General features: G+C 36.7%; 28 protein-coding genes and 1 tRNA gene. 5 read left to right on the forward strand and 24 right to left on the reverse strand.

The window, feature by feature from the left end; translation table 11 throughout:
• The first annotated feature begins 15 nt into the window (after nucleotides 1–15).
• Complete coding sequence (locus tag SOP96_RS19040) at nucleotides 16–1,320, forward strand: HlyD family secretion protein (protein ID WP_326322458.1); 1,305 nt, start codon at nucleotides 16–18, stop codon at nucleotides 1,318–1,320.
• 437 nt (nucleotides 1,321–1,757) lie between these two features.
• Here the strand turns inward: SOP96_RS19040 and SOP96_RS19045 are convergent.
• The 7 genes from SOP96_RS19045 to greA all read right to left on the reverse strand — a co-directional run bounded on the left by SOP96_RS19045 (nucleotide 1,758) and on the right by greA (nucleotide 7,611).
• Nucleotides 1,758–1,831, reverse strand: a tRNA-Met gene (locus SOP96_RS19045).
• Between the two features lie 44 nt (nucleotides 1,832–1,875).
• A complete protein-coding gene (locus tag SOP96_RS19050; protein ID WP_326322459.1) occupies nucleotides 1,876–3,162 on the reverse strand; it encodes a TlpA family protein disulfide reductase in 1,287 nt (428 codons plus the stop codon).
• A 60-nt stretch (nucleotides 3,163–3,222) separates the two neighbouring features.
• Nucleotides 3,223–3,432, reverse strand: a complete 210-nt coding sequence (locus tag SOP96_RS19055) for an Asp23/Gls24 family envelope stress response protein (protein ID WP_326322460.1) — start codon at nucleotides 3,430–3,432, stop codon at nucleotides 3,223–3,225.
• 5 nt (nucleotides 3,433–3,437) lie between these two features.
• The gene (locus tag SOP96_RS19060) at nucleotides 3,438–5,396 is read right to left on the reverse strand and encodes a T9SS type A sorting domain-containing protein (protein ID WP_326322461.1); all 1,959 of its coding nucleotides are present in this window, start codon (nucleotides 5,394–5,396) and stop codon (nucleotides 3,438–3,440) included.
• 69 nt (nucleotides 5,397–5,465) lie between these two features.
• Nucleotides 5,466–6,653, reverse strand: a complete 1,188-nt coding sequence (gene clpX, locus SOP96_RS19065; RefSeq protein ID WP_326322462.1) for an ATP-dependent Clp protease ATP-binding subunit ClpX — start codon at nucleotides 6,651–6,653, stop codon at nucleotides 5,466–5,468.
• Nucleotides 6,654–6,715: 62 nt separating this feature from the next.
• Complete coding sequence (locus SOP96_RS19070; RefSeq protein ID WP_326322463.1) at nucleotides 6,716–7,105, reverse strand: HIT family protein; 390 nt, start codon at nucleotides 7,103–7,105, stop codon at nucleotides 6,716–6,718.
• A gap of 35 nt (nucleotides 7,106–7,140) precedes the next feature.
• On the reverse strand, nucleotides 7,141–7,611 hold the full coding sequence (greA, locus tag SOP96_RS19075) for a transcription elongation factor GreA (protein ID WP_326322464.1): 471 nt from the start codon (nucleotides 7,609–7,611) through the stop codon (nucleotides 7,141–7,143).
• 109 nt (nucleotides 7,612–7,720) lie between these two features.
• On the opposite strand from greA, the gene SOP96_RS19080 reads away from it, so the two are divergent.
• From SOP96_RS19080 to SOP96_RS19090, 3 genes are read left to right on the forward strand one after another with little or no spacing between them, the layout of a single operon-like run.
• A complete protein-coding gene (locus tag SOP96_RS19080; RefSeq protein ID WP_326322465.1) occupies nucleotides 7,721–8,173 on the forward strand; it encodes a hypothetical protein in 453 nt (150 codons plus the stop codon).
• A complete protein-coding gene (dtd, locus tag SOP96_RS19085; protein WP_326322466.1) occupies nucleotides 8,173–8,622 on the forward strand; it encodes a D-aminoacyl-tRNA deacylase in 450 nt (149 codons plus the stop codon). Before SOP96_RS19080 ends, dtd begins: the two co-directional genes overlap by 1 nt.
• A gap of 25 nt (nucleotides 8,623–8,647) precedes the next feature.
• Complete coding sequence (locus tag SOP96_RS19090) at nucleotides 8,648–9,370, forward strand: FKBP-type peptidyl-prolyl cis-trans isomerase (protein ID WP_326322467.1); 723 nt, start codon at nucleotides 8,648–8,650, stop codon at nucleotides 9,368–9,370.
• A gap of 34 nt (nucleotides 9,371–9,404) precedes the next feature.
• On the opposite strand, the gene SOP96_RS19095 is transcribed toward SOP96_RS19090, so the two are convergent.
• The 11 genes from SOP96_RS19095 to SOP96_RS19145 all read right to left on the reverse strand — a co-directional run bounded on the left by SOP96_RS19095 (nucleotide 9,405) and on the right by SOP96_RS19145 (nucleotide 16,411).
• Nucleotides 9,405–9,917, reverse strand: coding sequence for a hypothetical protein (locus tag SOP96_RS19095; protein ID WP_326322468.1), 513 nt, complete (start codon nucleotides 9,915–9,917; stop codon nucleotides 9,405–9,407).
• A gap of 50 nt (nucleotides 9,918–9,967) precedes the next feature.
• On the reverse strand, nucleotides 9,968–10,510 hold the full coding sequence (locus SOP96_RS19100; protein WP_326322469.1) for a hypothetical protein: 543 nt from the start codon (nucleotides 10,508–10,510) through the stop codon (nucleotides 9,968–9,970).
• A gap of 221 nt (nucleotides 10,511–10,731) precedes the next feature.
• Nucleotides 10,732–12,108, reverse strand: a complete 1,377-nt coding sequence (locus SOP96_RS19105; protein WP_326322470.1) for a DUF4153 domain-containing protein — start codon at nucleotides 12,106–12,108, stop codon at nucleotides 10,732–10,734.
• A 9-nt stretch (nucleotides 12,109–12,117) separates the two neighbouring features.
• Nucleotides 12,118–12,603: a Coq4 family protein gene (locus SOP96_RS19110; protein WP_326322471.1), complete on the reverse strand. Its 486-nt coding sequence runs from the start codon at nucleotides 12,601–12,603 to the stop codon at nucleotides 12,118–12,120.
• Between the two features lie 3 nt (nucleotides 12,604–12,606).
• Nucleotides 12,607–12,918, reverse strand: coding sequence for a hypothetical protein (locus SOP96_RS19115; RefSeq protein ID WP_326322472.1), 312 nt, complete (start codon nucleotides 12,916–12,918; stop codon nucleotides 12,607–12,609).
• A gap of 12 nt (nucleotides 12,919–12,930) precedes the next feature.
• Nucleotides 12,931–13,305, reverse strand: coding sequence for a hypothetical protein (locus tag SOP96_RS19120; protein WP_326322473.1), 375 nt, complete (start codon nucleotides 13,303–13,305; stop codon nucleotides 12,931–12,933).
• Nucleotides 13,306–14,145: a metallophosphoesterase gene (locus tag SOP96_RS19125; protein WP_326322474.1), complete on the reverse strand. Its 840-nt coding sequence runs from the start codon at nucleotides 14,143–14,145 to the stop codon at nucleotides 13,306–13,308.
• Nucleotides 14,146–14,166: 21 nt separating this feature from the next.
• Nucleotides 14,167–14,457, reverse strand: a complete 291-nt coding sequence (locus SOP96_RS19130) for a hypothetical protein (RefSeq protein ID WP_326322475.1) — start codon at nucleotides 14,455–14,457, stop codon at nucleotides 14,167–14,169.
• Nucleotides 14,458–14,522: 65 nt separating this feature from the next.
• Nucleotides 14,523–14,813 carry a winged helix-turn-helix domain-containing protein gene (locus SOP96_RS19135; protein WP_326322476.1) on the reverse strand — a complete coding sequence of 97 codons (291 nt, stop codon included), beginning with the start codon at nucleotides 14,811–14,813 and terminating at the stop codon, nucleotides 14,523–14,525.
• 81 nt (nucleotides 14,814–14,894) lie between these two features.
• Nucleotides 14,895–15,512, reverse strand: coding sequence for a hypothetical protein (locus tag SOP96_RS19140; RefSeq protein ID WP_326322477.1), 618 nt, complete (start codon nucleotides 15,510–15,512; stop codon nucleotides 14,895–14,897).
• A gap of 134 nt (nucleotides 15,513–15,646) precedes the next feature.
• Nucleotides 15,647–16,411 (reverse strand): enoyl-CoA hydratase/isomerase family protein, encoded by a 765-nt coding sequence (locus SOP96_RS19145; protein WP_326322478.1) that lies wholly within the window; start codon nucleotides 16,409–16,411, stop codon nucleotides 15,647–15,649.
• 539 nt (nucleotides 16,412–16,950) lie between these two features.
• Here SOP96_RS19145 and SOP96_RS19150 point away from each other — a divergent pair.
• Nucleotides 16,951–17,778, forward strand: a complete 828-nt coding sequence (locus SOP96_RS19150; protein ID WP_326322479.1) for a T9SS type A sorting domain-containing protein — start codon at nucleotides 16,951–16,953, stop codon at nucleotides 17,776–17,778.
• Between the two features lie 110 nt (nucleotides 17,779–17,888).
• On the opposite strand, the gene SOP96_RS19155 is transcribed toward SOP96_RS19150, so the two are convergent.
• The 6 genes from SOP96_RS19155 to SOP96_RS19180 all read right to left on the reverse strand — a co-directional run bounded on the left by SOP96_RS19155 (nucleotide 17,889) and on the right by SOP96_RS19180 (nucleotide 24,379).
• Nucleotides 17,889–18,569: an SMUG2 DNA glycosylase family protein gene (locus SOP96_RS19155; protein ID WP_326322480.1), complete on the reverse strand. Its 681-nt coding sequence runs from the start codon at nucleotides 18,567–18,569 to the stop codon at nucleotides 17,889–17,891.
• A gap of 70 nt (nucleotides 18,570–18,639) precedes the next feature.
• Nucleotides 18,640–21,135, reverse strand: coding sequence for a phenylacetic acid degradation bifunctional protein PaaZ (paaZ, locus tag SOP96_RS19160; RefSeq protein ID WP_326322481.1), 2,496 nt, complete (start codon nucleotides 21,133–21,135; stop codon nucleotides 18,640–18,642).
• A gap of 69 nt (nucleotides 21,136–21,204) precedes the next feature.
• A complete protein-coding gene (locus SOP96_RS19165; protein ID WP_326322482.1) occupies nucleotides 21,205–21,783 on the reverse strand; it encodes a transposase in 579 nt (192 codons plus the stop codon).
• An 88-nt stretch (nucleotides 21,784–21,871) separates the two neighbouring features.
• Nucleotides 21,872–22,465 (reverse strand): acyltransferase, encoded by a 594-nt coding sequence (locus tag SOP96_RS19170; RefSeq protein WP_326322483.1) that lies wholly within the window; start codon nucleotides 22,463–22,465, stop codon nucleotides 21,872–21,874.
• A 199-nt stretch (nucleotides 22,466–22,664) separates the two neighbouring features.
• Entirely contained in the window at nucleotides 22,665–23,870 is a 1,206-nt protein-coding gene (pcaF, locus tag SOP96_RS19175; RefSeq protein ID WP_326322484.1) for a 3-oxoadipyl-CoA thiolase, read from the reverse strand.
• A 95-nt stretch (nucleotides 23,871–23,965) separates the two neighbouring features.
• A complete protein-coding gene (locus SOP96_RS19180; RefSeq protein ID WP_326322485.1) occupies nucleotides 23,966–24,379 on the reverse strand; it encodes a PaaI family thioesterase in 414 nt (137 codons plus the stop codon).

The raw sequence follows: 24,379 nt of genomic DNA on the forward strand, positions 1-24,379 counted from the left end.
ACAATACAATATATTTTGGAAACGAATAAAGATATTTTAGACAATATAGAGTTACGCTCAGAAAGCGTTCAGGATATTCTTACTCAACCTCCTCATTGGATGATCCGTTGGGGAAATACCATTATTTTTTTAATCCTGGTAATGATCCTCATCATGAGCTACATTATACGTTATCCTGAATTTATTCCGGCTACAATTGTAGTGACCTCACAAAATCCGCCCGAGAAACTCGAAGCACGCAGCAATTCAAAAATCGAAAAAATCTTCATTAAAGATCATCAGCATGTTAAAAAAAACGAAGTATTGATGGTGATGCAGTCAACAGCCAATTATAAAGATGTACTCCAGCTGAAAAAACTGGTAGATTCTATTACTCCGGATCAGCTGTCTCAATTTCCGATCAGTGAAACCTCGCATCTTAAGCTTGGGGAACTGCAGGGAGATTACAATAGTTTTGCAAAGGCATTTCAGGATGAGGCTTTATTTACAAGACTTCAGCCCTACGCTCCTGAAAATATTGCCGCTAACCAGAGTCTTTCGGAATACAGGGTAAGAATTGCGACCCTGAAACAACAGAAAAGCCTTGAACAGGCGAAATATGAAATCACCAGGAAAAATTATCAGCGTTCGCAGGAATTGTTTAACCAAGGGGTAATTGCTGCCGTAGAATTGGAAAATGAAAAGATAAAATTTCTTCAGGCACAGCAGAATTTAGAAAATATCAACATCTCTTTATCCCAGATCGAAGAAGGAATTTCCAATGTTAATAAAACAAAAAGCGGAACGGTAATTAATACCGAAAAAGATAAAATTACCTATTCCTCGCAAACGTTACAGCTTTTCGAGCAGCTCAGGAAATCACTCAAACAATGGGAACAAAATTACCTGATTATATCTAATACCGATGGTGAGGCCAGCTTCCAGCAGTTTTTCGGGGAAAACCAGTTTGTAAAAGCAGGAGATGCCATTTTATCAATCCTCCCGGACAACAGAGAAAAACTGGTGGGACGGATGTCGGTTCCAGCCGCCAATTCAGGCAAAATTGTTGCCGGGGAAAAAGTGCTCATTAAACTCGATAATTACCGATACCAGGAATACGGCATTGTAGAGGGAAAAGTGCAGAACATCTCTCTATCACCAGATAAAGATGGCAATTACTACGTGGATGTGGCTCTCCCAAAAGGCCTGAAAACGTCCTACAATAAAACGCTTACATTCGACAAAGAACTGAAAGGGAATGCCGAAATTGTTACACAGGATCTGCGTTTGATTGAAAGATTCTTCTATCAAATGAGAAAATTGCTGGGCTATCAATCGTAAAATTTGAAAAAGTACAGAATAATAAAAGCCGAACGTTACCCTTATAATTTTATGAGAAACTGCTTTGTTTTATTTATAAAGCTTTCTATATAAATCTTCTGAATTTCAATTATTAAATACTTTTATTACTGGGTAAAATATTGATATGAATATTACACAAGCAGAATGTAAAATTTAACAGAAGAGTTAAAACTAGGTTATTAATTAAAATAACAGCTTTAACGGTCGTACAATCAGCAAAGAATATTTCAATCGAAATATCAATAACTAAAAGTTCGTATTATTTAATCCACAATGGGTTTGTGTATTATTAGAATGAATCAATTATAGAAGATTTAAAAAGCGTTGAACCTGATCCACAAATTTTAACTGATTCCTATTAAAAATATAATAATAAAAATAAAAAAGTCTGCAAGTATTCTTACAGACTTTTATCGTAGCGAAGACGGGAATTGAACCCGTGACCTCAGGGTTATGAATCCTGCGCTCTAACCAACTGAGCTACCTCGCCGTTTTGGTGGTGCAAATATAGAAAATATTTACTACTAACCAAAATTATTTTAGCTTAAAATATTCCAAAACATCACCCACATGATCTGGCTTATTGATTATCTTATTGTTAGCATCTAAAATAAAATATGTAGGCGTAGCATGAACATTATAGGTGTCTGAATAACTGCTGTTCCATCCTCTCAATTCTGAATCATTTACCCATGGGAATGCACCGATTTTTTTAGCGTAAGAATCTTTATCAGTATCCAGGGACAAACCAACAATCTGAATATTTCCTGCTTTTAAATCATTGTATTTCGCTAATAATTGCGGCAGCTCGTTTTCACAGTGCGAACATGTCGATGACCAGAATATCACTATTTTCTTATCCGCTTTTATATCATGAAGCGTTTTGGCATTTGTGTTAGCCGGTGCATGAAAAGTGTAATTAGGAAAAACAGCTCCTATTTCAACATTCGCATTAGATTTTAAAGTAGTTGCCAATCGGTCTGTAATTGTACATTTAAGATTTTTAGCCAGCCCAAGATATTTGTCTTTAAAATCCTGCATGTCATATACATCAAAAATGTCAATTAATTCCGAAAGAACAGTCTGTCCTCTGGGCGTTTCTACTTTTAACCTGTCAAGGAGCTTATCTACGGATGTACTTACATTGGTATTTCCTCCCGTGTTAAGATATGAGACTAAAACCGGCCTCAATAAAGACGATGTTTCAAGCATATCATTCGATTTATCAATAAAATTAATAATATCATCCTGACTTACATTTTTAGAAGCATCATTAGAAAGAAATTTGCTGTAATTGGTATTATAGTAATAAATAAATGGATGCTGAGCAGGATCTATACCTTCGGAACCACCGCTAAGTCTGTTTATTTCAGCTTTAAGTGCTTTTCCGAAATCCGTATTCTCCTTGTAATATTCTTTAATCTGTGATAGCGCCGGAAGTATCAGTTCTTTTTTTTGAGAACCTTCCTGCAGATTGCTCATAAGTTTATTTGCCTCATCAAGATAAATGACATCCTTAATTTTATTGGTTTGTGTTTCAAGCTTTATATTTACATTTTTATTTTCAGATATAAAACTAAATGTATTGTTTGAATCCGGAAAATACACCTTCATCATTCCCATATAGTTTTTGGGATATTTGAAGTTCCACAAATTATTTTTGCCTTTTTCTTTTGAAACAATGATATCTTTAGAACCGTTTAATGTATACAAAACAGCATCCTGATCTTTGAAATCGGCAGGAGCCTGAATGGTTATCGTAAACTGAGCCTGCAATGAAAATGCAGTTATAAAAGCCGATAATATAAAAATCTTTTTCATAGGGTAAAAATAAAAAAACTCTCCGACTAATCAGAGAGTTTAATAGTATTTTAATAAAAATTATACATCCTTAGGCGTATATTTTTTGCTGAAAAATAATATCAATATAATTGCAATAACAGCCAGCAAAAACAGATACATATCAACCGGTGAAGCAGGGGCACCAGTTCCGTTGGATCCATTACCCGAGTCAGGACTGGGGGGTTGCGCATTCACTAGGAATACAGGTAAAAGTAAAAAAGCTAAGACCAGTTTATTTATAGTTTTCATATTTTCTATTTTAATATTTTTGTGTTAACAATCTCTCCTTTTTCAGACACCACTTTCACGATGTATGAATTTTTTATCTTATCATCTAATTCGATAACAAAATCACGTGATGTGTCTACGTCTTTTTTAGAGATAACTAATTTTCCACTCATATCATAAACTTCGATATTCGCTTTTTTCCAGTTGGGATCAAATCTTACAAAATAATTTGCTATTGCAGGATCATAGATTACCAGTGTTTTTGGAGATGTTGCCGTTTCATTTGCTGCTAAAACAATATTAGTAGGTTCACCATAATACAGATCATATTCAGAACCTGTTACCGGAATAACATCGCCTTGTTTTGCCTGTTCAACATTTCCGTTTGGTGTCTTGTAGTAAAAACCGATACCCGAAGACAGTGCGTGGGCACCATTTGCTATCGGCTCAGCATTTTCCTTAATCTCAAACTTATAAAATTTTACATTATTCGTGTAATAATTAACAAGTTTTACATTTTTGCCTTTGAAATTGTTTTCATTTGCCTCATTAATGTATAACCAGTAATTCAGGTAATTATTATCGTATCCACCATTGATAGCTTCTTCAAAGGTGCCGATCATATTTTTACCGGCAGAAGCCTGAACTGTTGTTGCTATTGATGATTGATGTCCTGTAATGGATGACGAAGATACTACATAATATGTTCGTGCTATTTCTTTTCCATTAGCGTCGAGACCGATAATACCAAGCTGCTTCACAGTTCCGCTGGAATTTGTTTTTGCTGCCACTACACTATAATCGGTTGATGCAGCTCTTACACTTCCGCTAAATCTTCTTAATGTATTAAAGTTGAGTGTTTGTAATGAATTATCCCTGAGTTTCATTTTGAAAGTCTGCATTGGCTTAATGATAAGCCCAATATCTCCTACCGGAATTCCCGTAGGATGAAAGGTTTGCACAAGAAACCCCGTAGAATAGGTAGAACCGGAGGAAAGCGTTACAATTGTACCTGGGTCATACTCAATTCCCCAGATATTAGAAACGTTATTTCCATCTGTGATGCTCCCGTTTTCAACGTATCCTATTCTGGATAAGTCTATATTGGTAAGAAATGGGTTACCAAACTGATAAAAGTTCTTCCCAAATGTTCCGGACCACGGAGTTGCAGTACCCTCAAAAGAATCAGCAAGATAACTGTTATACTTTTCATTGTACATGTTTTTATTCGTTCCGTTGGTACCGAAACTTACATTCCCCCCGTTTTGCAATGTTAGCGGAGCAGAAAGTTCGGGATAAGGTTGTCCATGAATTGTAAATACAGATCCTGTAAGAGTGGGCGCAATAGTGGGAAGCGAAACAGGTGGTGTGCTGGTATCAAGGTCATTATTTTTAGATTTCAGCATATAATATCCTGTAGGGTCGCTTGTCGTGGATGCCAAGTTTGTATAATGTACCGATACAGCATTGGTATTATCATGTTTCAAAATCGGGTTGTCATATCTGCTGGTGTTAAATGTTTTTAACATTTCAGATGACAAACTCGTTAAAGCCTTACCGGAAAACGGCATAGCAATTTGCTGAAAATAACTGTTACTGTTTCCATGTCTAACTGTGCGGAATTCTTTACTTACGATACCTGTAAGGTTTGATGATAAAATTCCGTTGATATACAACTGCCCGTATGTGGAAGCTGCAAAATTAGTAGGATCATTAAGTCGTAGTACGAAATTTCCGCCGTCGGTTTTAGGAGATCCTCCGGTAGTGATTGTTCTGAACGCATCCGTAGATGCTGCTTCAACCATTACGTTCCCATGAACATCAGCTATACCAGAGCCTCTAGTCTGAAATCCTCCTCCGGAGTACAACAGAGCATTTTCACTCACGTATGTAGTAGCAGCATCATCTATGTGTACTAGAATATTCTGCGCCTGAACAGAATATATAGCTGCTAATAGACCAATAGCAAATAAATTTTTTCTCACTGTATGTAGTTATTTGTGTGTTAATACAACTGCAAAGTTATGTTTTTTTTAATAAAAAACAAAAATATTTTAATTTTTAACAAAAATGTAATCTTCCGTAAGTATTATTTCTTTTTCTTCCCCAATGGAAAACATATAGTCTTCAAGGACTTTTTCGGTAGTTCCTCTTAGTCCTCTTGCCCCTAAACCTTTCTCAATAGTTTCTTCTACAATCTTTTCAATAGCACCGTCTGTGAAGACAAGATTGGTACCGTCCATTTTGAAAAGTTCTATAAACTGGTTAACGATTGAATTTTTAGGTTCTTTCATAATCCTTATCATGGTTTCCTTTGTAAGTTTATCAAGATAGGTAATGATAGGGAATCTTCCGAGAAGCTCAGGAATTAATCCGAAAGATCTGAGATCAATAGCATTGATGTTTGTTAAAATATATTCGTCTTCATTGGTATTGTTGAGCTTTTCCGCACTGAAACCAATAGCCTGCTTGTTCATTCTGCGCTCAATAATTTCCTTTATACCGTCAAAAGCACCCCCAGCGATAAATAAAATATTTTGTGTATTTACCTGGATGTATTTCTGGTCAGGATGTTTTCTTCCTCCCTGTGGCGGAACATTTACAATGCTCCCTTCCAAAAGCTTAAGCAATCCCTGCTGAACACCTTCTCCCGAAACATCTCTTGTAATACTCGGGTTATCGGACTTTCTTGCAATTTTATCAATTTCATCAATAAAAACGATTCCCCGCTCTGCTTTCTCCACATCATAATCTGCAACCATAAGTAATCTGGAAAGAATACTTTCAACATCTTCTCCCACATATCCGGCTTCCGTTAAGATGGTAGCGTCTACGATGCAGAAAGGAACATTCAGTTCTCTCGCAATGGTTTTAGCCAGTAGCGTTTTTCCGGTTCCGGTTTCACCAATCATGATGATGTTGGATTTTTCAAGCTCAACTTCACGGTTTTCGTCCTGAGCATGAAGCAATCTTTTATAATGATTGTAAACGGCAATCGACAGTTGTTTCTTTGCCTGATCCTGCCCAATCACATACTGATCCAGAAATTCTTTGATTTCTTTCGGTTTTTTTAATTCTTCTATATTTTCAGCAGGGGAAAACCCTGTTTTTGCCGAGCTGTCCTTTACAATAGCATGTGCCTGCTCAATACAGTTTTCACAAATAAAACCATTTTGACCGGAAATCAGCATCTGCACTTCATTTCTCTTTCTTCCGCAGAAAGAACACTGGTTTGAATTCATTATTATATATTAAATATAAGTATACATTAAATAAACCCGTAAAATTACGAGTTTATTGCTTTTTAGGAATTGATAATAGAGTTCTGAATTTCAGTATACTCTTCCGCTGACAATTTAAGCCTTTCATTTTTGAAATTCATATCTTCCACGCTGTTAAGGGGAATCAAATGGATATGTGCATGGGGAACTTCAAGCCCTACCACAGCTACTCCAACCCGCACACATGGTATTGCCGTTTTTATTTTTTTGGCAATTTCCTGAGTAAACCCCCAAAGGTTTTTATATTCTTCACTTTCCAGATCAAAAATCAGATCTGTTTCTTTTTTGGGAACCACTAAAGTATGTCCCTTCACCAACGGCATTGCATCCAGAAAAGCAATAAAATTATCATCCTCAGCTATTTTGTATGAGGGAATTTCGCCATTGATAATCCTTGTGAATATTGTACTCATTTTTTAGTGTTTAAGATTGATTTTTCTTAACCGAATTAAAGGGTAATTTCTAATACTTCAAAAGAAAGCTTATTTCCATTAGGAAGTGTAATATCTGCCGTTTCGCCAACAGCTTTCCCTAAAAGGCCTTTTGCAATCGGGGTATTCACAGAAATTTTCCCTGCTTTAAGATCACTTTCATTGTCAGGAACTAAAGTAAATACCTGTTCTTTTTTAGTGGCATTATTCATTAATCTTATGGTAGTAAGAATAGAAACTTTTGAAGTATCCAGCTGACTTTCGTCTATGATCTTTGAAGTAGCAATAGCATCTTTCAGCTTGGAAATTCTCATTTCAAGCATTCCCTGGGCTTCTTTTGCGGCATCATATTCTGCGTTTTCAGATAAATCTCCCTTATCTCTTGCTTCTGCAATCTGTTGGGTGATTTTTGGTCTTTCCACAGTTTCCAACTGTTCCAGCTCAGCTTTCATTTTGTCTAATCCCTCCTTTGTAACATAGCTTGCCATAATTTTGAAAATTTAGTTTTAGTATAAAAAAATAATCCGACATTTGCCGGACAATGTTTTCGAGTTGTAATCGTTTAATTTGTACAAATATATAAAAATTTAAATTGAAATGAAAAAAACTTTTTCAATATTATCTTTAATCACATTATTGATTTTCAGTAATTTAGCCATAAAATCATGCGGCAGCACGGAAGATACCGTAAGTTGCTTCCCTAATAATCCCATCAACGTTACGCTTAATCTTAATCTTCCTGCCTATTACCCGCTTAACCAGGTTGGCGGATGGGTATATATCAACGAACAACAATCCGGAACAAGAGGGCTTATCGTGGTAAGAGCTTCTGATACAACCTTTAAAGTATATGACCGTAATGCTCCGCACATCTGTCCTGACAGCAATACAACCCTTGAAGTTCAGGATAATATCAGAATCGTTTGTCCGAAAGACAATGCGCAATGGATTTTATTAACAGGCCAGCCTACTGCCGTCGCCAATGTACAGCCTAAAACCTATCTTTACAATTATGATCCTTCGGGGAAAATTTTAAATGTTACGTATTAATGAAAATCGTCATTCAAAGAGTATCAGAATCCCATGTAAAAGTGGACGGAAATATTGTAGGAGAGATCGGGAAAGGACTTATGCTTCTTGTCGGCATTGATGAAAATGATACGGAAGCCGATGCCGACTGGCTCGTTCAGAAGATTCTTAATTTAAGGATTTTCGGGGATGGGGAGGGAAAGCTCAATCTTTCAGTTCAGGATATTAAAGGAGAAATTTTGTGTATCAGTCAGTTCACCCTGATAGCCGATTATAAAAAGGGAAATCGCCCGTCTTTCATTAAAGCGGCTAAGCCTGATAAAGCGATTCCGCTGTTTGATTATTTTAAGCAGGAAATTTCAAAATCCGGACTGAAAACCGATAGCGGAATCTTCGGTGCCGATATGAAAGTTTCGTTAATTAACGACGGACCCGTTACAATTGTGATGGATTCCATTTTAAAATCTTAAATTCGCAGAAAAATATATTCAATCAATGAAAAAAACATTATTTACGTTAGTTCTTTTAGCAGGAACACAAATTGCATTCGCCCAGAAATCTTACACCGATGAGCAAAAAGCTTCTTATTACATCGGGCAAGACATTGCCGAAAACATGAAAAAACAAGGATTTCCGGCAGATCCTGAGTTATTGGCTCAGGGGTTCAAAGATGCTTTCGGAGACAAGGCGAGCTTATTTCCTAAAGAAGAAATGGCTACTTTCATGCAAAGTTTCATGCAGAAGCAGAATGAAAAAAAACAGGCTGAAGCAAAAATAAAAGCAGAGGAAAACAAAAAGAAAGGCGCCGATTTTTTAGCTAAAAACAAGCTGAACAAGAATATTAAAATCACGGCAAGCGGCTTGCAGTATGAAGTTCTGAAAGAAGGCGACGGAAAAACGAAACCAACAGCTACAAGTACAGCGAATGTTGCCTACACCGGAAAACTAATGGACGGAACCGTATTCGATTCTACGGATAAAAACGGCGGACAGCCTATCGAACTGAACCTTTCGGGAGTAATTAAAGGATGGACGGAAGGTATCCAGCTAATGTCGAAAGGTGCAAAATACAGATTTTATATTCCTTCTGATCTTGCTTACGGAGACAACGGAGCTGGTGGTGTAATTCCTCCGGGAGCAACACTTATTTTTGATGTGGAGCTTGTAGATTTAAAAAGTCTTTATACATATCAATATAAAAACGTCTTTCATCACTGAAAGACGTTTTTTTCAAATAACTTTTATAAAAAAACTAATTCGCAGGAATACTGCTGAAGTTAAGGGCTATCCTGAGATTCATATCTGAACTTGTCTGATTTTTCAGCTCATATACTGTTCTTACCGTTACTCCTGTGCTTTTTACGACTTCATCCAAAAAGCCTGAATTTTCAAGATCCAGCGTAAGGCTAGAAGCGTCAGTTGAAATATTTGTTCTTGAAGCAACCAGTCTTTCCCCGGTACCGCTGGACGAAATATAAACTTTAATGGTTTTAAAAGCGCTTAAATTTCCTCCGGAAGGCGTAACAACAGAAACTTTAGCATCTGAAATTCGTACGTCTTTAATTTTAGCGTTATTGTTTCCGCCAAACCACGTTTGCACATTGGAGGCCGTAGCGGTGGAAGAAACTTCTTTATCTGCAGGAACGCCGGTTGAAACCAAAACATTAGCTGTATAAGGAAATGTATTCTGAACCAACGACTGCACGGTACCGCAGCTTACCAAAGCCATAGAAGCTGCTGCCGCTGTCAAAATGATATTTTTCATAATGATAAATTTTAAGGTTTTGGAAGCAGAAATTATACCAAATTGTTAAATCATTCCAAGCTCACCGTAAAGCTTCCTGTTGTGTTTCCAGAAGCCATATTGCTTTTCCCGATGATGAGCCAGACTTCACCTTTTTCTTTGATGTCGTACGTAAGGTCTCGTCCGAAAGGCCCGTCGTAATCGCCATTCGGCAGCTTTATCTGGTTGAACCGTATATTAAAATCTTTTTCTTTGGTAGAAATTTTTGCGTTGATTTTGGGTTGATCGAAATTGATGATTTTAAGAATAAATCCCTGTCCGTCTTTGGTGAATTCTTCTCCTAACGTAAGCGGAAACTGTACCGCATCAACAGTTCTTATAATCTGTCCGTCCTTCACATCTCTCATAACACCGGTACGCAGAACTTCTTTTGTTTTCGGGGCATTATTGATGATGGAATCTTTCATTCTTAATGCTGCTACAGAATCTGTTTTTTCAGTTGCAACAGACTCCTGAACGGCAGCCAATGAATCTGTATTCTGTGTTTGTGAAACGGATGATTCTTTTTTACATGAAAATACAACAAGAGGAATCAGCAAAAATAATTTTTTCATAATAACTATTTTTTTGAATTATAATAAGCTTTTAGGCTTTTTAAAATGTAATCTCATGCGAAAATTGTTCCATTGGTAAATTTTATTGATAATGAGTTTTCCCGCTGATTTTACAGATTACGCTGATTTAATGTTAAACTAAATCTAATTTTTAAAATTATCTCAAAATATGAAAAACCTCACAGTTTTTAGAAACGTGTGAGGTTTAACCGGGGATGGCTCTATTTTAAATTCTGGTAGTACAGAACTTTAGAAAGAACCTTTTCATTCTGCTGGAATTTCACCCTTTCTAAATTTAAAATTTCAGATTTCAATGCATGATTATGTTTTTCTTCCGCATATTTTAACAATTGCTTTTCGCTGAAATTAATTTGAGTTTTATGGTAATTTAAAGCAAAATCTTTACGTTTCATATTTTCGGAAGTAATGATTCCGCCCCAGTTGATGTAACTGCAAACGAGAATAACGCCGTAGATGTACCAGGCCATCGTGTTGAAAAGGAAAGTATTTCTTTTTTGTTTCTGAATTTTGATAAATGCAGTAATTAATCCGACCAGCGCTAAGATTAAAAATGCATACACGCCGAGTCTTTTATAGGTAAACCCATAATTGATAATGTATTCAGAATTTTTTATCATGGCAGAAATAACGAGAACAGCATTCAGGAAAATCCAGATTTTGGCCAACAATTTCATAAGCGCGGCTTTCGGATCAAAATTGAAGCTTGATTTAAAGTAAAACATGATGACCACAATCGACATAATAATCGACATGATAACGGCATTCACCCGTTCATGTGTTTCTTCGGAAAGCTTTACCGGACTTTTTACCGATTCGTAAAACTGCTCATAATTGTAGGTAATGATAAAAAATACCAGCAAAATATTCAATGCAAATAAGGAAATAACACCGCTCATCCTTTCGGCATCCAGAGCAAGGAAAGAATAGGTCGCCTTCTGAATTTTATCTTTTTCTCCGAAATTGTTATCCAGTAATAGGTTGCTTTTATAGATAAACCGTTCTACCGCAAAATTCCAGTAATTGAATGCGATGAAAAATCCTAAAACAATCATTGCCAAAAGCTGCCAGAAATTTAGATCAAGCTCAATATTCGTGAACAGGCTGGCAAAATGATCGCTTCCGGCAGAGTAAATTCCGAAGAAAACAGAGATCAGGATTAAAGGAATTATTACAAAAGCCAGCGTTTTCTGCCACAATCCGGAAACATTTCTTTTCGGGAGCCATGCATCAAAATTTAAAATCCTGAAAAATGATGTAAAGCAGTTGGTCACAAACACAGGAATGAGCAAAAGCATCTTCATCCTTCGGTTTCTTGAGCGGTACCCTAATAATAAAAGCGAAGCTGCCACCGCTAAAAACGAAGGAAAATCTCCGTACCAGGCGAAAGCAATGCCTGAAAGAATGCTTGCTATAAAAAGGAAAATAAACGTTTTAGTCCTGTTTCTTTTTGGTGTCCTGAAAAGTGTAAGCACGGCATAAATAATTCCGATAATTCCGAGGTTAAGGCCTACATTCTGGTCATAAAATACAATGACAAAAAGCAGTGTCGTAAGAAATATATAGTGATGTGTTTTCATAGGTTAGTTTTAGTGTATTACAGTTGTGTTTTTTTGCTGAATAAAATCCTTCAGGTGTTCAAAATTCTGCCAGAGTAATTCTTCAAAATCCCACTCGTGAAAAGGCCGCATGTTTTGTCCTTTTTTGTAGGCTTTGATATATATCTTATAATATTCCGGTAAAATGATGCTTCCCAAAACAATTGCTGCTAAGAGATGCGCATTCAGTTTTCCGTTTCCCAACAACAGGAACTGCATGGCAATTTCATCCTCGAAATTGGTTCCGCATCCTGTAATGAGATGATGAACATCGTGGTTTTCCATTTTAGGGATCATTGTGAATCCGTGCTTTTTATAAAACTCACCGAGTTTTCTGCCCAAAGAATCTTCCTGAAACTCCAGCAATTGTTTTTCGGTAAATTGCCACTGTCTTTTCTTTTTCTTAAAATATTTCCTGTAGAGCTTCTGGGTTTTGTTGTAAACGAACAGAAGAAATTGTATGCGTATTTTTTTCATAGTTTATTTTAAAAAGTTTGTTGAAACCAGTTCAATTCCAATAAAAATATAGATAATGGCTATCGGAACATTAATTAGCATAATTGCAGAAGAATTCAGACAGGCATCAAGTTTGCTGTTATAAATAATGCCATACGTGATGAGAATAAATATTGCTGCAAGATTGATTAAAAATCCCCATTGAAGAACCAGGAATCCACCATTTACAAAGAATTTGTGTTGGGTAAAAATATAGCCAAATAAGCAAATATTTCCTGATAAAAATGAAGCCGAAAACAGAGTTTTTCCGATTTTTATTATCGTTTTTTCATCCATTGTTTTATAATATTAATCAATTTTAGTATAGACATGATTCATATCTGCGTTCAGAATTATTTTTGGTTTTTCAAAAAGTTTATTCGAAAAATAAGTATTACCTAATGCTGGTTCTCCATCACTTATATAATGCAATATAATTCTGGAAGCAAGCCCGTTACTTACCTCAAAACGTCCTTTCCCATAAAATTCACTTTCAAAATGTCCGTCACGGAATAAGATCAAAGTATCCGGTTCATGAGGAGCTTCAACGCAGCAAATTGGATTTTCGTAATTTGTATTGACATATTTACCATACAGTGTTTTCTCTCTTAAAGGAAAATCTATGGTGAAAATTATGATCACCAATATTCCCAATGCAAAAATTTTTAGTCCCAGTTTCATCATTTATCCTTGTGTTAAAGTAAAAACCGTAATTTCCGGACGCACCATAAAGCGAACCTGAAAAGAATGTCCCAAAGCACGGTTGATGTAAAGCATTCTTCCGTCTTCAAGATCAATTTCTCCGGAAATATATTTTCTGTTTTTCACAGGAAGCAGAGGCGTAATGACTCCGGGAATCCTGCATTGTCCGCCATGTGTATGTCCGCTCAGAATCCAACCCTGATAACCATTCCAGATATTTTGATCACAGGCATCGGGATTATGGCAGAGAATAATATTTGCCTTTGATGGATCATAATCTTTCATTACTTTCTGAGGGGCAAAATTGGGCGACCACAGATCTTCAAAGCCGATGAAATTCAAGCCGTTGCTTTCCTGTTGCGTATTATTTAGCATTATGATTCCGAAACCTTCCAGAATACTGCAGATGTTGACAGACGACTGAAGATCCTGCCAGTCTTTTCCGTAATCGTGGTTTCCCAGTATCCCGAATGTTGCGAGATTTCCCAGCACAGCATGCTTCATTACTTTTTTAAGGTCTTCCGTTTCTGCAGCTCCTCCATGGTTTACAAAATCTCCTGTGTAGACCACAAAATCCGGATTATATTTTTTAGCTTTCTGAAAAGAATCGATAATGAAATTCCAGTCGAAGCGGGTTCCAACATGAAGATCGGAAATCTGCATCAGGACTTTTCCTTCAAGATTTTTAGGTAAATTTTTAATCGGAAGTTTCCGTTCTACAAATTCCAGCCAAAATGGTTCAACCTGCCATGAATAAAGAAAAGGGACGGCTCCGGCAAGAGAAAGCTGAAAAAGTTTTTTCAAAAAGATTTTCCGGTTCATCTGTAATTCAGGTTTAACAAATTAACTTCCCGCGAACGGAGTTCCGAAAATTCCTACAGCCAGCTCGATCCACACCAATGCCAACAGCAATAAAATGATGAAGCAGATGATTAATTTGGAAAGCAATGGCTTTTTTGATCTGATCACAAGATTAATAAAGAAAGCGGTCCCGAACAGTAAAACTGCGGCAATTGCAAAATCGAAAGGCGACCAGTTCCAGCCTTCTACAAAAAGATTTCCTAAAAAGGCGGTGACCATCAGTAAAGTAGGCACAGCGAAAATAATTGTTGTTTTTTGTTTTTCTAAAGTCATGATTTTTATTTTTAATTATTAAAAGTACTTTGTTTTTCAAAGCTTAAATTCAAAAAAATTTATTGTTATTTCCCCAATAATTTTTCCAATGCATTAATATGCTCGGTAAAAGCTTCTCTTCCGCTTTGTGTAACACGGTACGAAGTCTTCGGTTTCTTCCCGACGAATTCTTTTTTCACTTCAATGTAGCCGGATTTTTCAAGGGCATTGCTGTGGCTTGCCATGTTACCGTCCGTTATTTCAAGCAGACTTTTCATTTCAGAGAAATCAACCCAATCGTTTACCATAAGAACAGACATGATGCCTAATCTTACCCGACTTTCAAATTCTTTATTGAGTTGATTTATTTTTATCATTTTAATTTATAATTATGATACTGCTTTTTTAAAATATGTTACTTTTTCTGTTATCAAAGCTGAAAAGACAAAATCAGTATATCATTTATACTTCTTATGCATAATCAATCCGTACACAATATGCAAAGCACCGAAGCCAATCGTCCAGAACAGCAGTCCCCATCCTAAAAAGAACAAAGAAATCAATCCTAAAACGATCTGGCAATATCCTAAATATTTTATATCCGTTAATGTGTATCGTTCTGCACTTACCAGAGCCAGTCCGTAGAACAGCAATGTTGCCGGAGCAATAAACACAAAAAGATGATGATAAAGAAGTGCCAGACAAAAGAAACCTCCCGTTACCAAAGGAACTGCAAAAGTAACCAAAAGTCTTCTTGTAGTAGCATCCCAGATTTTTAACCCTTTCCTTCTACTTTTATTGGCGGTAAAAATATACCCGCTGAGAAGAGCAACTACCAAAATTATCACGCCAACCATTACCAGCTCTTTCACAAGAGATGGCCCGAAAACATTTCGCTTTCCGTCAAAATAATCAATTCCTTCCCTCTGAAAAACAAAATATACATAAACAGCACCGGCAATTGCAGCCAAACCCGCAACGACCCCGGACAAACCGCTCAAAGAAATAAACCGGGAAGAACGCTCCATCATGGAGCGAATGTGTGATAAGTCTTCGTGATAGTTTTTAGATTCCATAAAAAGAACTTTGAATTACAAAGTTATTATTTATTTTTAATCTGCAAAATATTTTTTATAATTATTTTGTACAAAGATTTAGATATAAAAACCGCTGAAGAATCCAGCGGCAAATATTATTATATGAAGGGCAATTATTTCGCTCTCAATCTTTCCTTAATAGCTTCAATATTTTTCTTTGCAGAATCTTCCAGGATCAGGCTGGCGCTCATGTGAATTCTTGCCGGCATCAATTCATTAAAATGATCGGTTCCTTCCCAGGAAACTTTTTTGATCAAAGCTAAAGCATCGCTGCTTCTTGACGCTAATGTTTCAAGGAATTTCTCCAGTTTCGCATCCATTTCTTCAATGGTTTCTGAAACGGAGTGGTAAATATTGTGCTGTTCTGCCCATTCTGCCGATCTGAAATCTGCATCGATAGCCATTGCCGAAAACTGAGATTTCCCGATTTTTCTTTCCACATAAGGACCAATCACGAAAGGCCCGATTCCCAAATTGATTTCCGTTAAAGCCAAAGCAGCATCTTTTACGGCAAAACAATAGTCTGCTCCGCAGGCAATACCTACTCCGCCGCCGGTAGTTTTCCCCTGTACCCTTACAACTATAATTTTACCGCAGTTTCTCATGGCATTCAGAACCTTGGCAAAACCTCCGAAAAATTTTTCCGATTTTTCAAGTTCTTCAATTTCAAGCAACTCATCGAAGCTTGCACCTGCGCAAAATGCTTTGCTGCCTTCACTTTTAATAAGGATGGCTTTTACCTCATCTTTTGCACCTTCTTCAAGAATGGTTTGTGCCAGTTTTTCAAGGATTGCTCCGGGAAGAGAATTGCTTTTCGGGGTTCCAAAAGTGATTTCGGCAATATTGTTTTTAAGTTCAGATGCTACAAATTCGTTCATGTTTAATTTAAATTGAATACAAGCAAAAATACTAAATACAAAGTGTTTTAAGGAAAAAACTTGTGTAAATATCTACGAAAATCTTAATACCGAAAATAATCATTCTTAATTATCAATAACTTATAATTCTATTGATTTGTCCGTTAACATAAAAATGAGGTTATACAGATACCACATTACATAAACTAATGAATAATTTATTTATTTTTGCCAAATATTTATCATATACATATTATCCGTAGAATTACGTAATACATAATTTGGTATTTTTACTCTATATAAGAATATGCAATTGTTGTTACTTTGAACTCTGAATAAGTACAATATTTAAATATAATGGCGAAATCCGAAAAGCCTGAACAGAGTAGGAAATTTAATAAAAATTAATAATCATCAATAAACAATTCATGAAAATAGTGGAGTTATACGTCTACAATTTCCCAACATCGTGATATATAATAATTTACTTTTATTTTCAGCTCATCATATCATAATAATATTTATCAATTAAAATACATTATCAACCTTAATTTAAAATTATGAAAAGTACTTTACTTTCTACCCTTTGCGGTCTATTTGTTTCAATGCTTACATTCGGGCAAACCAGCAGCGAACACTTTGAAACAGAATCTAACGGAAGCTCAAGCTTCACAGATAACGGAGTGATTTTTAACATCCTGTCTGCTGTAAACAGCTATAAGGTATCTGGAGCTAATCCTACTGCAGGATGGAACGGAACTTCTATCGACAACAGGTTCATTGACAATTCCGGGACGGGAAACCAGTCTGCAGGAACATCATTCAGTATTAAAACAACTTCTAACCTGTTCAAGGTAAACAGATTCTGGGTATCTCCAGCTGCGGCAAACGGTACATTGGGCGTTGCAGGTACCATTACCATTACAGGAAAATTGTCCGGAGTAACGAAGTTTACACAGACTAAAACCACAGGTTTTAACGGAACAACAGCTGTTACTAACGGTTATACATTAATTGACATGACTAACCTTAACGGACAAAATTACAGCAATCTTGTAATCGACCAATTGCAGATTACAGCCGGAGGAAACTTCCAGTATCTTAAATTTGATGCCTTTACATGGGTAAAAGATGCGGGAATTGTTTTAGCGGCAAACGATGTGAAAACTTCTAAAAAGGAAAACAATGTTTACCCAAACCCAACAATCGGCCCACTTACTATTAAAGCTACAGAGAATACAAAATTTGATATCTATAGCGAGGCTGGACAACTCGTAAAAACAATTGAAGCTAAAAAAGGGGAAAACCAGGCAGACATTACAGAACTTCCAAGAGGCGTTTATATGGTAAAATCTTCTTCAGAAGCTTATAAAATTATCAAACAATAAGATATTTATCATCAAAACTAATAACCAATCAACTATTGATAAGTAACTCATTGTGTGTGACGGTTCTAATGCATAAGTGTGATTAATCCTCTGAATTTTCGGGGGATTTGTTATTTTAAGGCTACAATATATTTATCAATATACAGCTGCTTTTCTTTTGATTTGTACTGCTGGATGTACCTTGGATGCTCTAACACCGTCATTCTTTCAAAAAGGTGAGCTTCCTGATTGAGCTTAGAAATGAAATCGGCATTTTTCTTACCCATGATAAAGACTTCAGAAGTATCAAGATTAAGGCTGATATGTTTTCTTAGAGAATCAATCATAAAATCTTTCACGTCATTAAATAAAGCTTTATCATCATAATAATTGGCATTCACCCAGCTTCCTTTTGATTTCCTTACAATCGCCAGCGGAAAAGGTGAATTAATGTAAATATCCCTGTAAAATTCTTCCGCTCCGCCATATTCTGAAATCATATCATAAACAAATACAGACGAAACTTCATGCGTGTAAGCAGAAATCATTTTTATGCCGCAAACGCTTTCCAGACGTTTGGTGTCTGTAAAAGGAACGCCCGTAACTCCGGCTCCGTGACGACTTGGATTGATTCCGATTAAAAATTTTCTTTGGTTTGAATCATTATAAAATTTGCGATAAAACTGCTGCATTACCAAAAGTGTTTCAGGATTATCAAGATAGGGATTCAGCACCTGGAAATCATCGGGAAGGTTTCCTTCATATCTCAGATTCAGATTAAAGCTAACAACTTGTTCGGCGAAGGTATTCATAGTAAAACAATAACAATTTAAAATATAACAGTGCAGCAAATAATTGCTACACTGCTAAACTGATATATTGCTAAATTAAATTAAACTGCTCAAAATGGTGAGTAAAATGCTTTCTGTGCATCAGCTCCCACATTTCCTTATTCAGCTTTCCGAACACGAAATTCATATGTTCTGCCTGTGGATTTTCTTTATAATAAATGATGAATCTTTTCAGATTATCCATAAAAGACTGTTTGGCTGCTTCCAGGTTTTTATGTCTTAACTCTAAAAGCTTTTCATCTTCTGCTAAAAACGGTGCCGGGAAATCTTTCGGCATCTTTCTGTGGTTGTACAGAGAATCCTGCCATTTTTCCAATTGTTCTTCCGGAGTGAAGCATTTATCCGCTTCCGGTTCGCCAAGACTTACCAAGACAGCGTGCTCCAGATGCTCGATCATTTGCTGTGGTGACATTTTTCCCCAACCTGGCTGAGTAGATTCCATTAAACTATTTAAAGCTTTATGAATATTTTTAAGATTTAAATCAATGAAAGGAGACTGTTTCGCTACCAATGTTAAAATTGTTGCTACACAAACAATTTCGTCTCTTTGATTCACGACCTCAACCAGCCATTTCACCACTCCGGAAGGAATGTTTCTTCCTTTTACGCCACGATTGATTTTTTCTTTCGCCGTTAAATACACTGTAATGGTATCTCCTGCGTAAACCGGCTTGAAAAATGAACAATTTTCCAGTCCGTAATTCGCAATAACCGGTCCTTTTTTCCCGGAAACGAATAATCCAGCCGCTGCAGAAAGAATAAAATATCCGTGAGCAACGGTTTTATCAAATATAGTTCCTGTTAAGCTCGTGGCATCGGTGTGTGCGTAGAAATGATCCCACGAAACATTGGAGAAATTCACAATATCTGCATCGGTAACCGTTCTTCCTGCTGTTTCCAGAGCATCTCCCACCTCAACTTCTTCAAAATATTTCTGGAATGGATGCTTGTCTGAATATTTTTTCTCAGCGCCCTGCTGATAAATTTTCGTAATGGCCGTTAAAATATCCGGTGAACCCTGAATTGCCGTTTTCTGAAGGAAGAAATGAAGACCGTTCAGTCCGCCCATCTCCTCTCCTCCTCCCGCTCTTCCGGGACCTCCGTGCATTAAAGTAGGAAGCGGAGAACCGTGACCTGTGCTTTCTTTCGCGCTGTCTCTGTTCAAAACAAAGATCCTTCCGTGCTGTGAAGCCATTTTCCACGAAGTTTCAGCTACGAAATTATTATCGTAAGAAACAATGGAACCCACCAGACTTCCTTTTCCTCTTTTTGCCAACGCAGCCGCTTCTTCGGCTTCTTTGTAAGGCATTAAGGTAGAAACCGGACCGAAAGCTTCGACATCGTGAGAGATATTTTTTTCAAAAGGCTTATCATTTAAGAATAATTTCGGGCTCATAAAAGCTCCGTTTTCATAATCGGCATCTACCAGCTCGTGTTTTCCGTCATAAATCAACTCAGTTTCTGCTTTTAATAAGTTGATTTTTCTTACAACTTCTTCATACTGCTGCTTTCCTACCAGAGAACCCATTCTTGTTTCCCTGCTTAACGGATTTCCAATTTTTGTCTGGTCTAAAGCTTTAGACAAAGCATTCTGAACGTCTCCAATTAAGTTTTCTGGAACGATGATTCTACGGATTGCCGTACATTTTTGCCCGGCTTTCGTAGTCATTTCATTACGTACTTCCTTGATGAACAGATCGAACTCTGGTGTTCCGGGCTTTGCATCCAACCCAAGAATGGAGCAGTTCAAAGAATCAGCTTCCATGTTAAAACGAACGGCATTCCCTGCAATTGAAGGTAAAGATTTTAATTTTCTTCCTGTCGTTGAAGAACCAGTGAACAGTACAGAATCTCCATCCTGAACGTAATCCAGAATATTTCCCGGCTCGCCACAAACTAACTGGACCGCTCCTTCAGGAAGCAAACCGCTTTCAATCATATCCTGAAAAACGGCATTCGTTAAATATGAACCAAACGGAGACGGTTTCACGATTGACGAAACACCTGCCAATAAAGAGGTGGATAATTTCTCCAACATTCCCCAAACCGGAAAGTTGTAGGCATTAATCTGAATAGAAACACCTTCACTTGGCGTTAAAATGTGAGTTCCTAAAAAAGTTCCGTTGGCCGAAATTTTCTGCGTATCGCCATCTACCCAAAACGGTGTATTCGGAAGCATCCTCTTCGCCAATCCGGAATAGGTGAAGAATGTACCGAAACCTCCTTCAATATCTACCCAGGAATCTACATGGGTTGCTCCTGTCTTATATGATAATTCGTAATATTTTTTCTTTCTTTCCAAAAGGTAAAGCGCTACTTTTTTCAACATTTCACCACGATCGTAGAACGTCATGGATGAAAGGTTCTTGTAGCCTACTGTTCTTCCGTAATCCAGCGCCTGCTCAAAATCCAGGCCTTCTGTGTCGGAAACAGCAACCTGCTCTCCATTAACAGCGTTATATAAAGGAATTCCGTTTCCGTTTCCTTCGATCCATTCGCCGTAGATATAATTTTTTAGTTTTTCCATATAGTTTTAATTTTTTATTTATAGCAAAACCTAACGGGTTTTGAAAACCCGTTAGGTTTGATTTACAAATTACTTGAGGTTTAAAAAGTCATATTCAATATTAGAGTAATGATAATTTTTAAAAATTTCCAATGAATCAAAATACTGCATGATTTCTGTTCTATTCAATTTACTTTCTTTTTCAGGATTTAAATATGATTTATATGAAGAATGCTTCCATTCATTAATTTCATTTACAAATCCATGATTCACGGCATTATTATGAATGTAATGCAAAATTTTCAACAAATATTTTTCATCTGTTATTTTCTTTCTTTTGATAGCATTAAAAAATAGTGCGCCTTTTCGATTATATTTTTTATTAAATGCTTTGGCGTAAGAATTTAGAAAATTACCAAAGTTCTTCATCAAATATTGGTGTTCGGATTCTATATCTACATCATCAATATTTTTAAATCTTAATAACAAGTGAAAATGATTAGGCAATAGGGAGTATGAATAAATGTCTGCAACCGGGAGAATATATTTGTCTAATTGCTTCAGAAAAAAATGATAGTTTGTTTCTTCACGGAAAATTAATTCTTTCCCGTTTACATGAGAAAAAATATGATAGACAGAATCAAATTCAAAATTTTCTGTATTAATCATTTTACCTATGTTAAAAGTTAATCTCTATGGAAACCTAACGGGTTTTGAAAACCCGTTAGGTTTGGCTTTATAGATCTTTTTCAATAAGTTATTTTATATCATCCCAAATGCCGTAATCCACCACTTTCGTAGGAGTCTGCTGAACATATTCGGTGAAAGGTTCACAAGGTAAAATTGCGTCTTTACCTTCTCTTGCCAATTCCTGATACAGTTTTGTTCCTTCTGTTTTCCATTTGATCATTTCATCGGAAACATCACGAATGATTTTTGCGGGACTTCCGACAATTAATTTTCTTGCATCACATCTGAAGTTTGCCGGAACAAAAGCTAATGCTCCGATGATACATTCATCACCGATAACAGCTTTATCCATAACAACAGCATTCATTCCGACCAGACAGTTTTTTCCTATATGTCCGGAATGAATAATTGCGCCATGACCGATGTGTGCAGATTCTTCCAAAACAGTTTCAATTCCCGGGAATACATGCAGGGTACAATTTTCCTGAACATTTGCCCCGTCTTTGACGATGATTTTACCCCAGTCGCCACGAATCACCGCATTGGGACCAACATACACTTCTTCGCCTATTTCTACATTGCCTATGATCACCGCTTGTGGGTGAATGTATGCGGAAGGTTTGATAATAGGACGAATCCCGTGATATGAGTAGATATTCATAATTTTAATTTGAGAATTTGAGAATGAGTTAATCTGAAAGTTATTTTTAACGCAAAATCCACAAAATTTTTATGCAGATTTTTTTGTTCGCAAAGACGTTTTACTCAGCAAAAGCTAAATGCTAATTTAACAAGCTAATTTTAAAAATTGAAGTCTTTAAACATTTTCAAATTCTCAAATTAACGCATTTTCAAATTGATTATACTTTTTCAATCACCATCGCATACCCTTGTCCGACACCGATACAAAGCGTACACAAGGCGTACTTTTTATTTTGTTTTTGAAGTTCCATTGCCGCAGAACCCACGATTCTGGCTCCGGAAACTCCGAGTGGATGACCGATGGCAATAGCTCCTCCGTTTGGATTTACTCTTGAATCGTCATCTTTTAAACCTAAGGTTCTTGTTACAGCTAAAGCCTGGGCAGCGAACGCCTCATTCAATTCGATAATATCCATATCATCTAATGAAAGATTGAGTCTTTTTAATACTTTCTGACTTGCTTCTACAGGTCCGATTCCCATGATTCTCGGTTCCACGCCAGCTACTGCAGAACCTAATATTTTAGCGATCGGCTGAAGCCCGTATTTTTGTACCGCTTCTTCGCTTGCTAAAATTAATGCTGCTGCACCGTCATTCATTCCGGAAGCATTTCCTGCGGTTACCGTTCCTTCTTTTCTGAAAGCCGGACGAAGTTTTCCCAATCCTTCCATGGAGGAAGTCGGCTTAATGAATTCGTCTGTATCAAAAATTTTCGGTTCGCCTTTTTTCTGAGGAATTTCAACTTTTACGATTTCTTCCGCCAGTCTTCCGCTTTCCTGAGCTTTGGTGGCTTTCTGCTGTGACCAAAGCGCAAATCTGTCCTGATCTTCACGGCTGATGTTATGCATATCCGCTAAATTTTCAGCAGTTTCACCCATTCCGTCAACACCATACATTTCTTTCATTTTAGGATTGATAAATCTCCACCCGAAAGTGGTATCAAACATTTGGCTGTCTCTCCCGAAAGCTGTGCTTGGCTTCGACATTACATAAGGCGAACGTGTCATATGCTCTACTCCACCGGCAATGTAAATTTCTCCTTCTCCTGAGGCAATGGAACGGAAAGCATTGGCCACCGCCGACATTCCGGAAGCACACAATCTATTCACCGTTTCTCCTCCGATTTTATAGGGAAGTCCAGCTAGTAAAAGTCCCATTCTGGCTACGTTTCTGTTGTCTTCACCCGCCTGATTGGCGCATCCGAAAATAACGTCCTCAATTTCCTCAACAGGAATTCCAGGGTTTCTTGACACGATTTCTTTAATGACGATGGCAGCCAAATCGTCGGCTCTTACTTCTGAAAGACCTCCGCTCAATTTCGAAATTGGGGTTCTTATGTAATCTATGATGTATACGTTGTTCATGATTTAATTTGAAAATGTGTTAATTTGAAAATTTGAAAATGAAAAAAAGCAGTAAAAAATAATTTTCAAATTGCTTCATTCTCAAATTTCCAAATTTATAATTCTGTTACTTTTTTTCCTATTTTATAAACTGTTCCGACAAATTTTGCAATCAAATCATCATTTTGATTGGTAATTTTTATATCGTAAACAGCCGTTTTTCTTGTGTCATTTACCAAAATGCTTTCTGCCCTGAAAACATCGCCTTCTTTTCCTGCTTTGGTAAAATTGATGATACAGTTCAATGCAACGGCAGCATCTCCGGAGTTGTTCGACGAAAACGCCAGCGCCGAATCTGCAAAAGCAAACGTAATTCCTCCATGAACCGTTTTCAGCCCGTTAATCATTTCTTTTTTAATGGGCATTTCGATTAAACAATAATTTTCTTTAACTTCAATCAGTTTGATATTCATCCATTGGGAAAAATAATCCTGATCGAACATATATTCTGCAACCTGTCTCGGATTCAT

The organism is Chryseobacterium salviniae (assembly GCF_035819015.1).
GTDB lineage: Bacteria > Bacteroidota > Bacteroidia > Flavobacteriales > Weeksellaceae > Chryseobacterium > Chryseobacterium salviniae.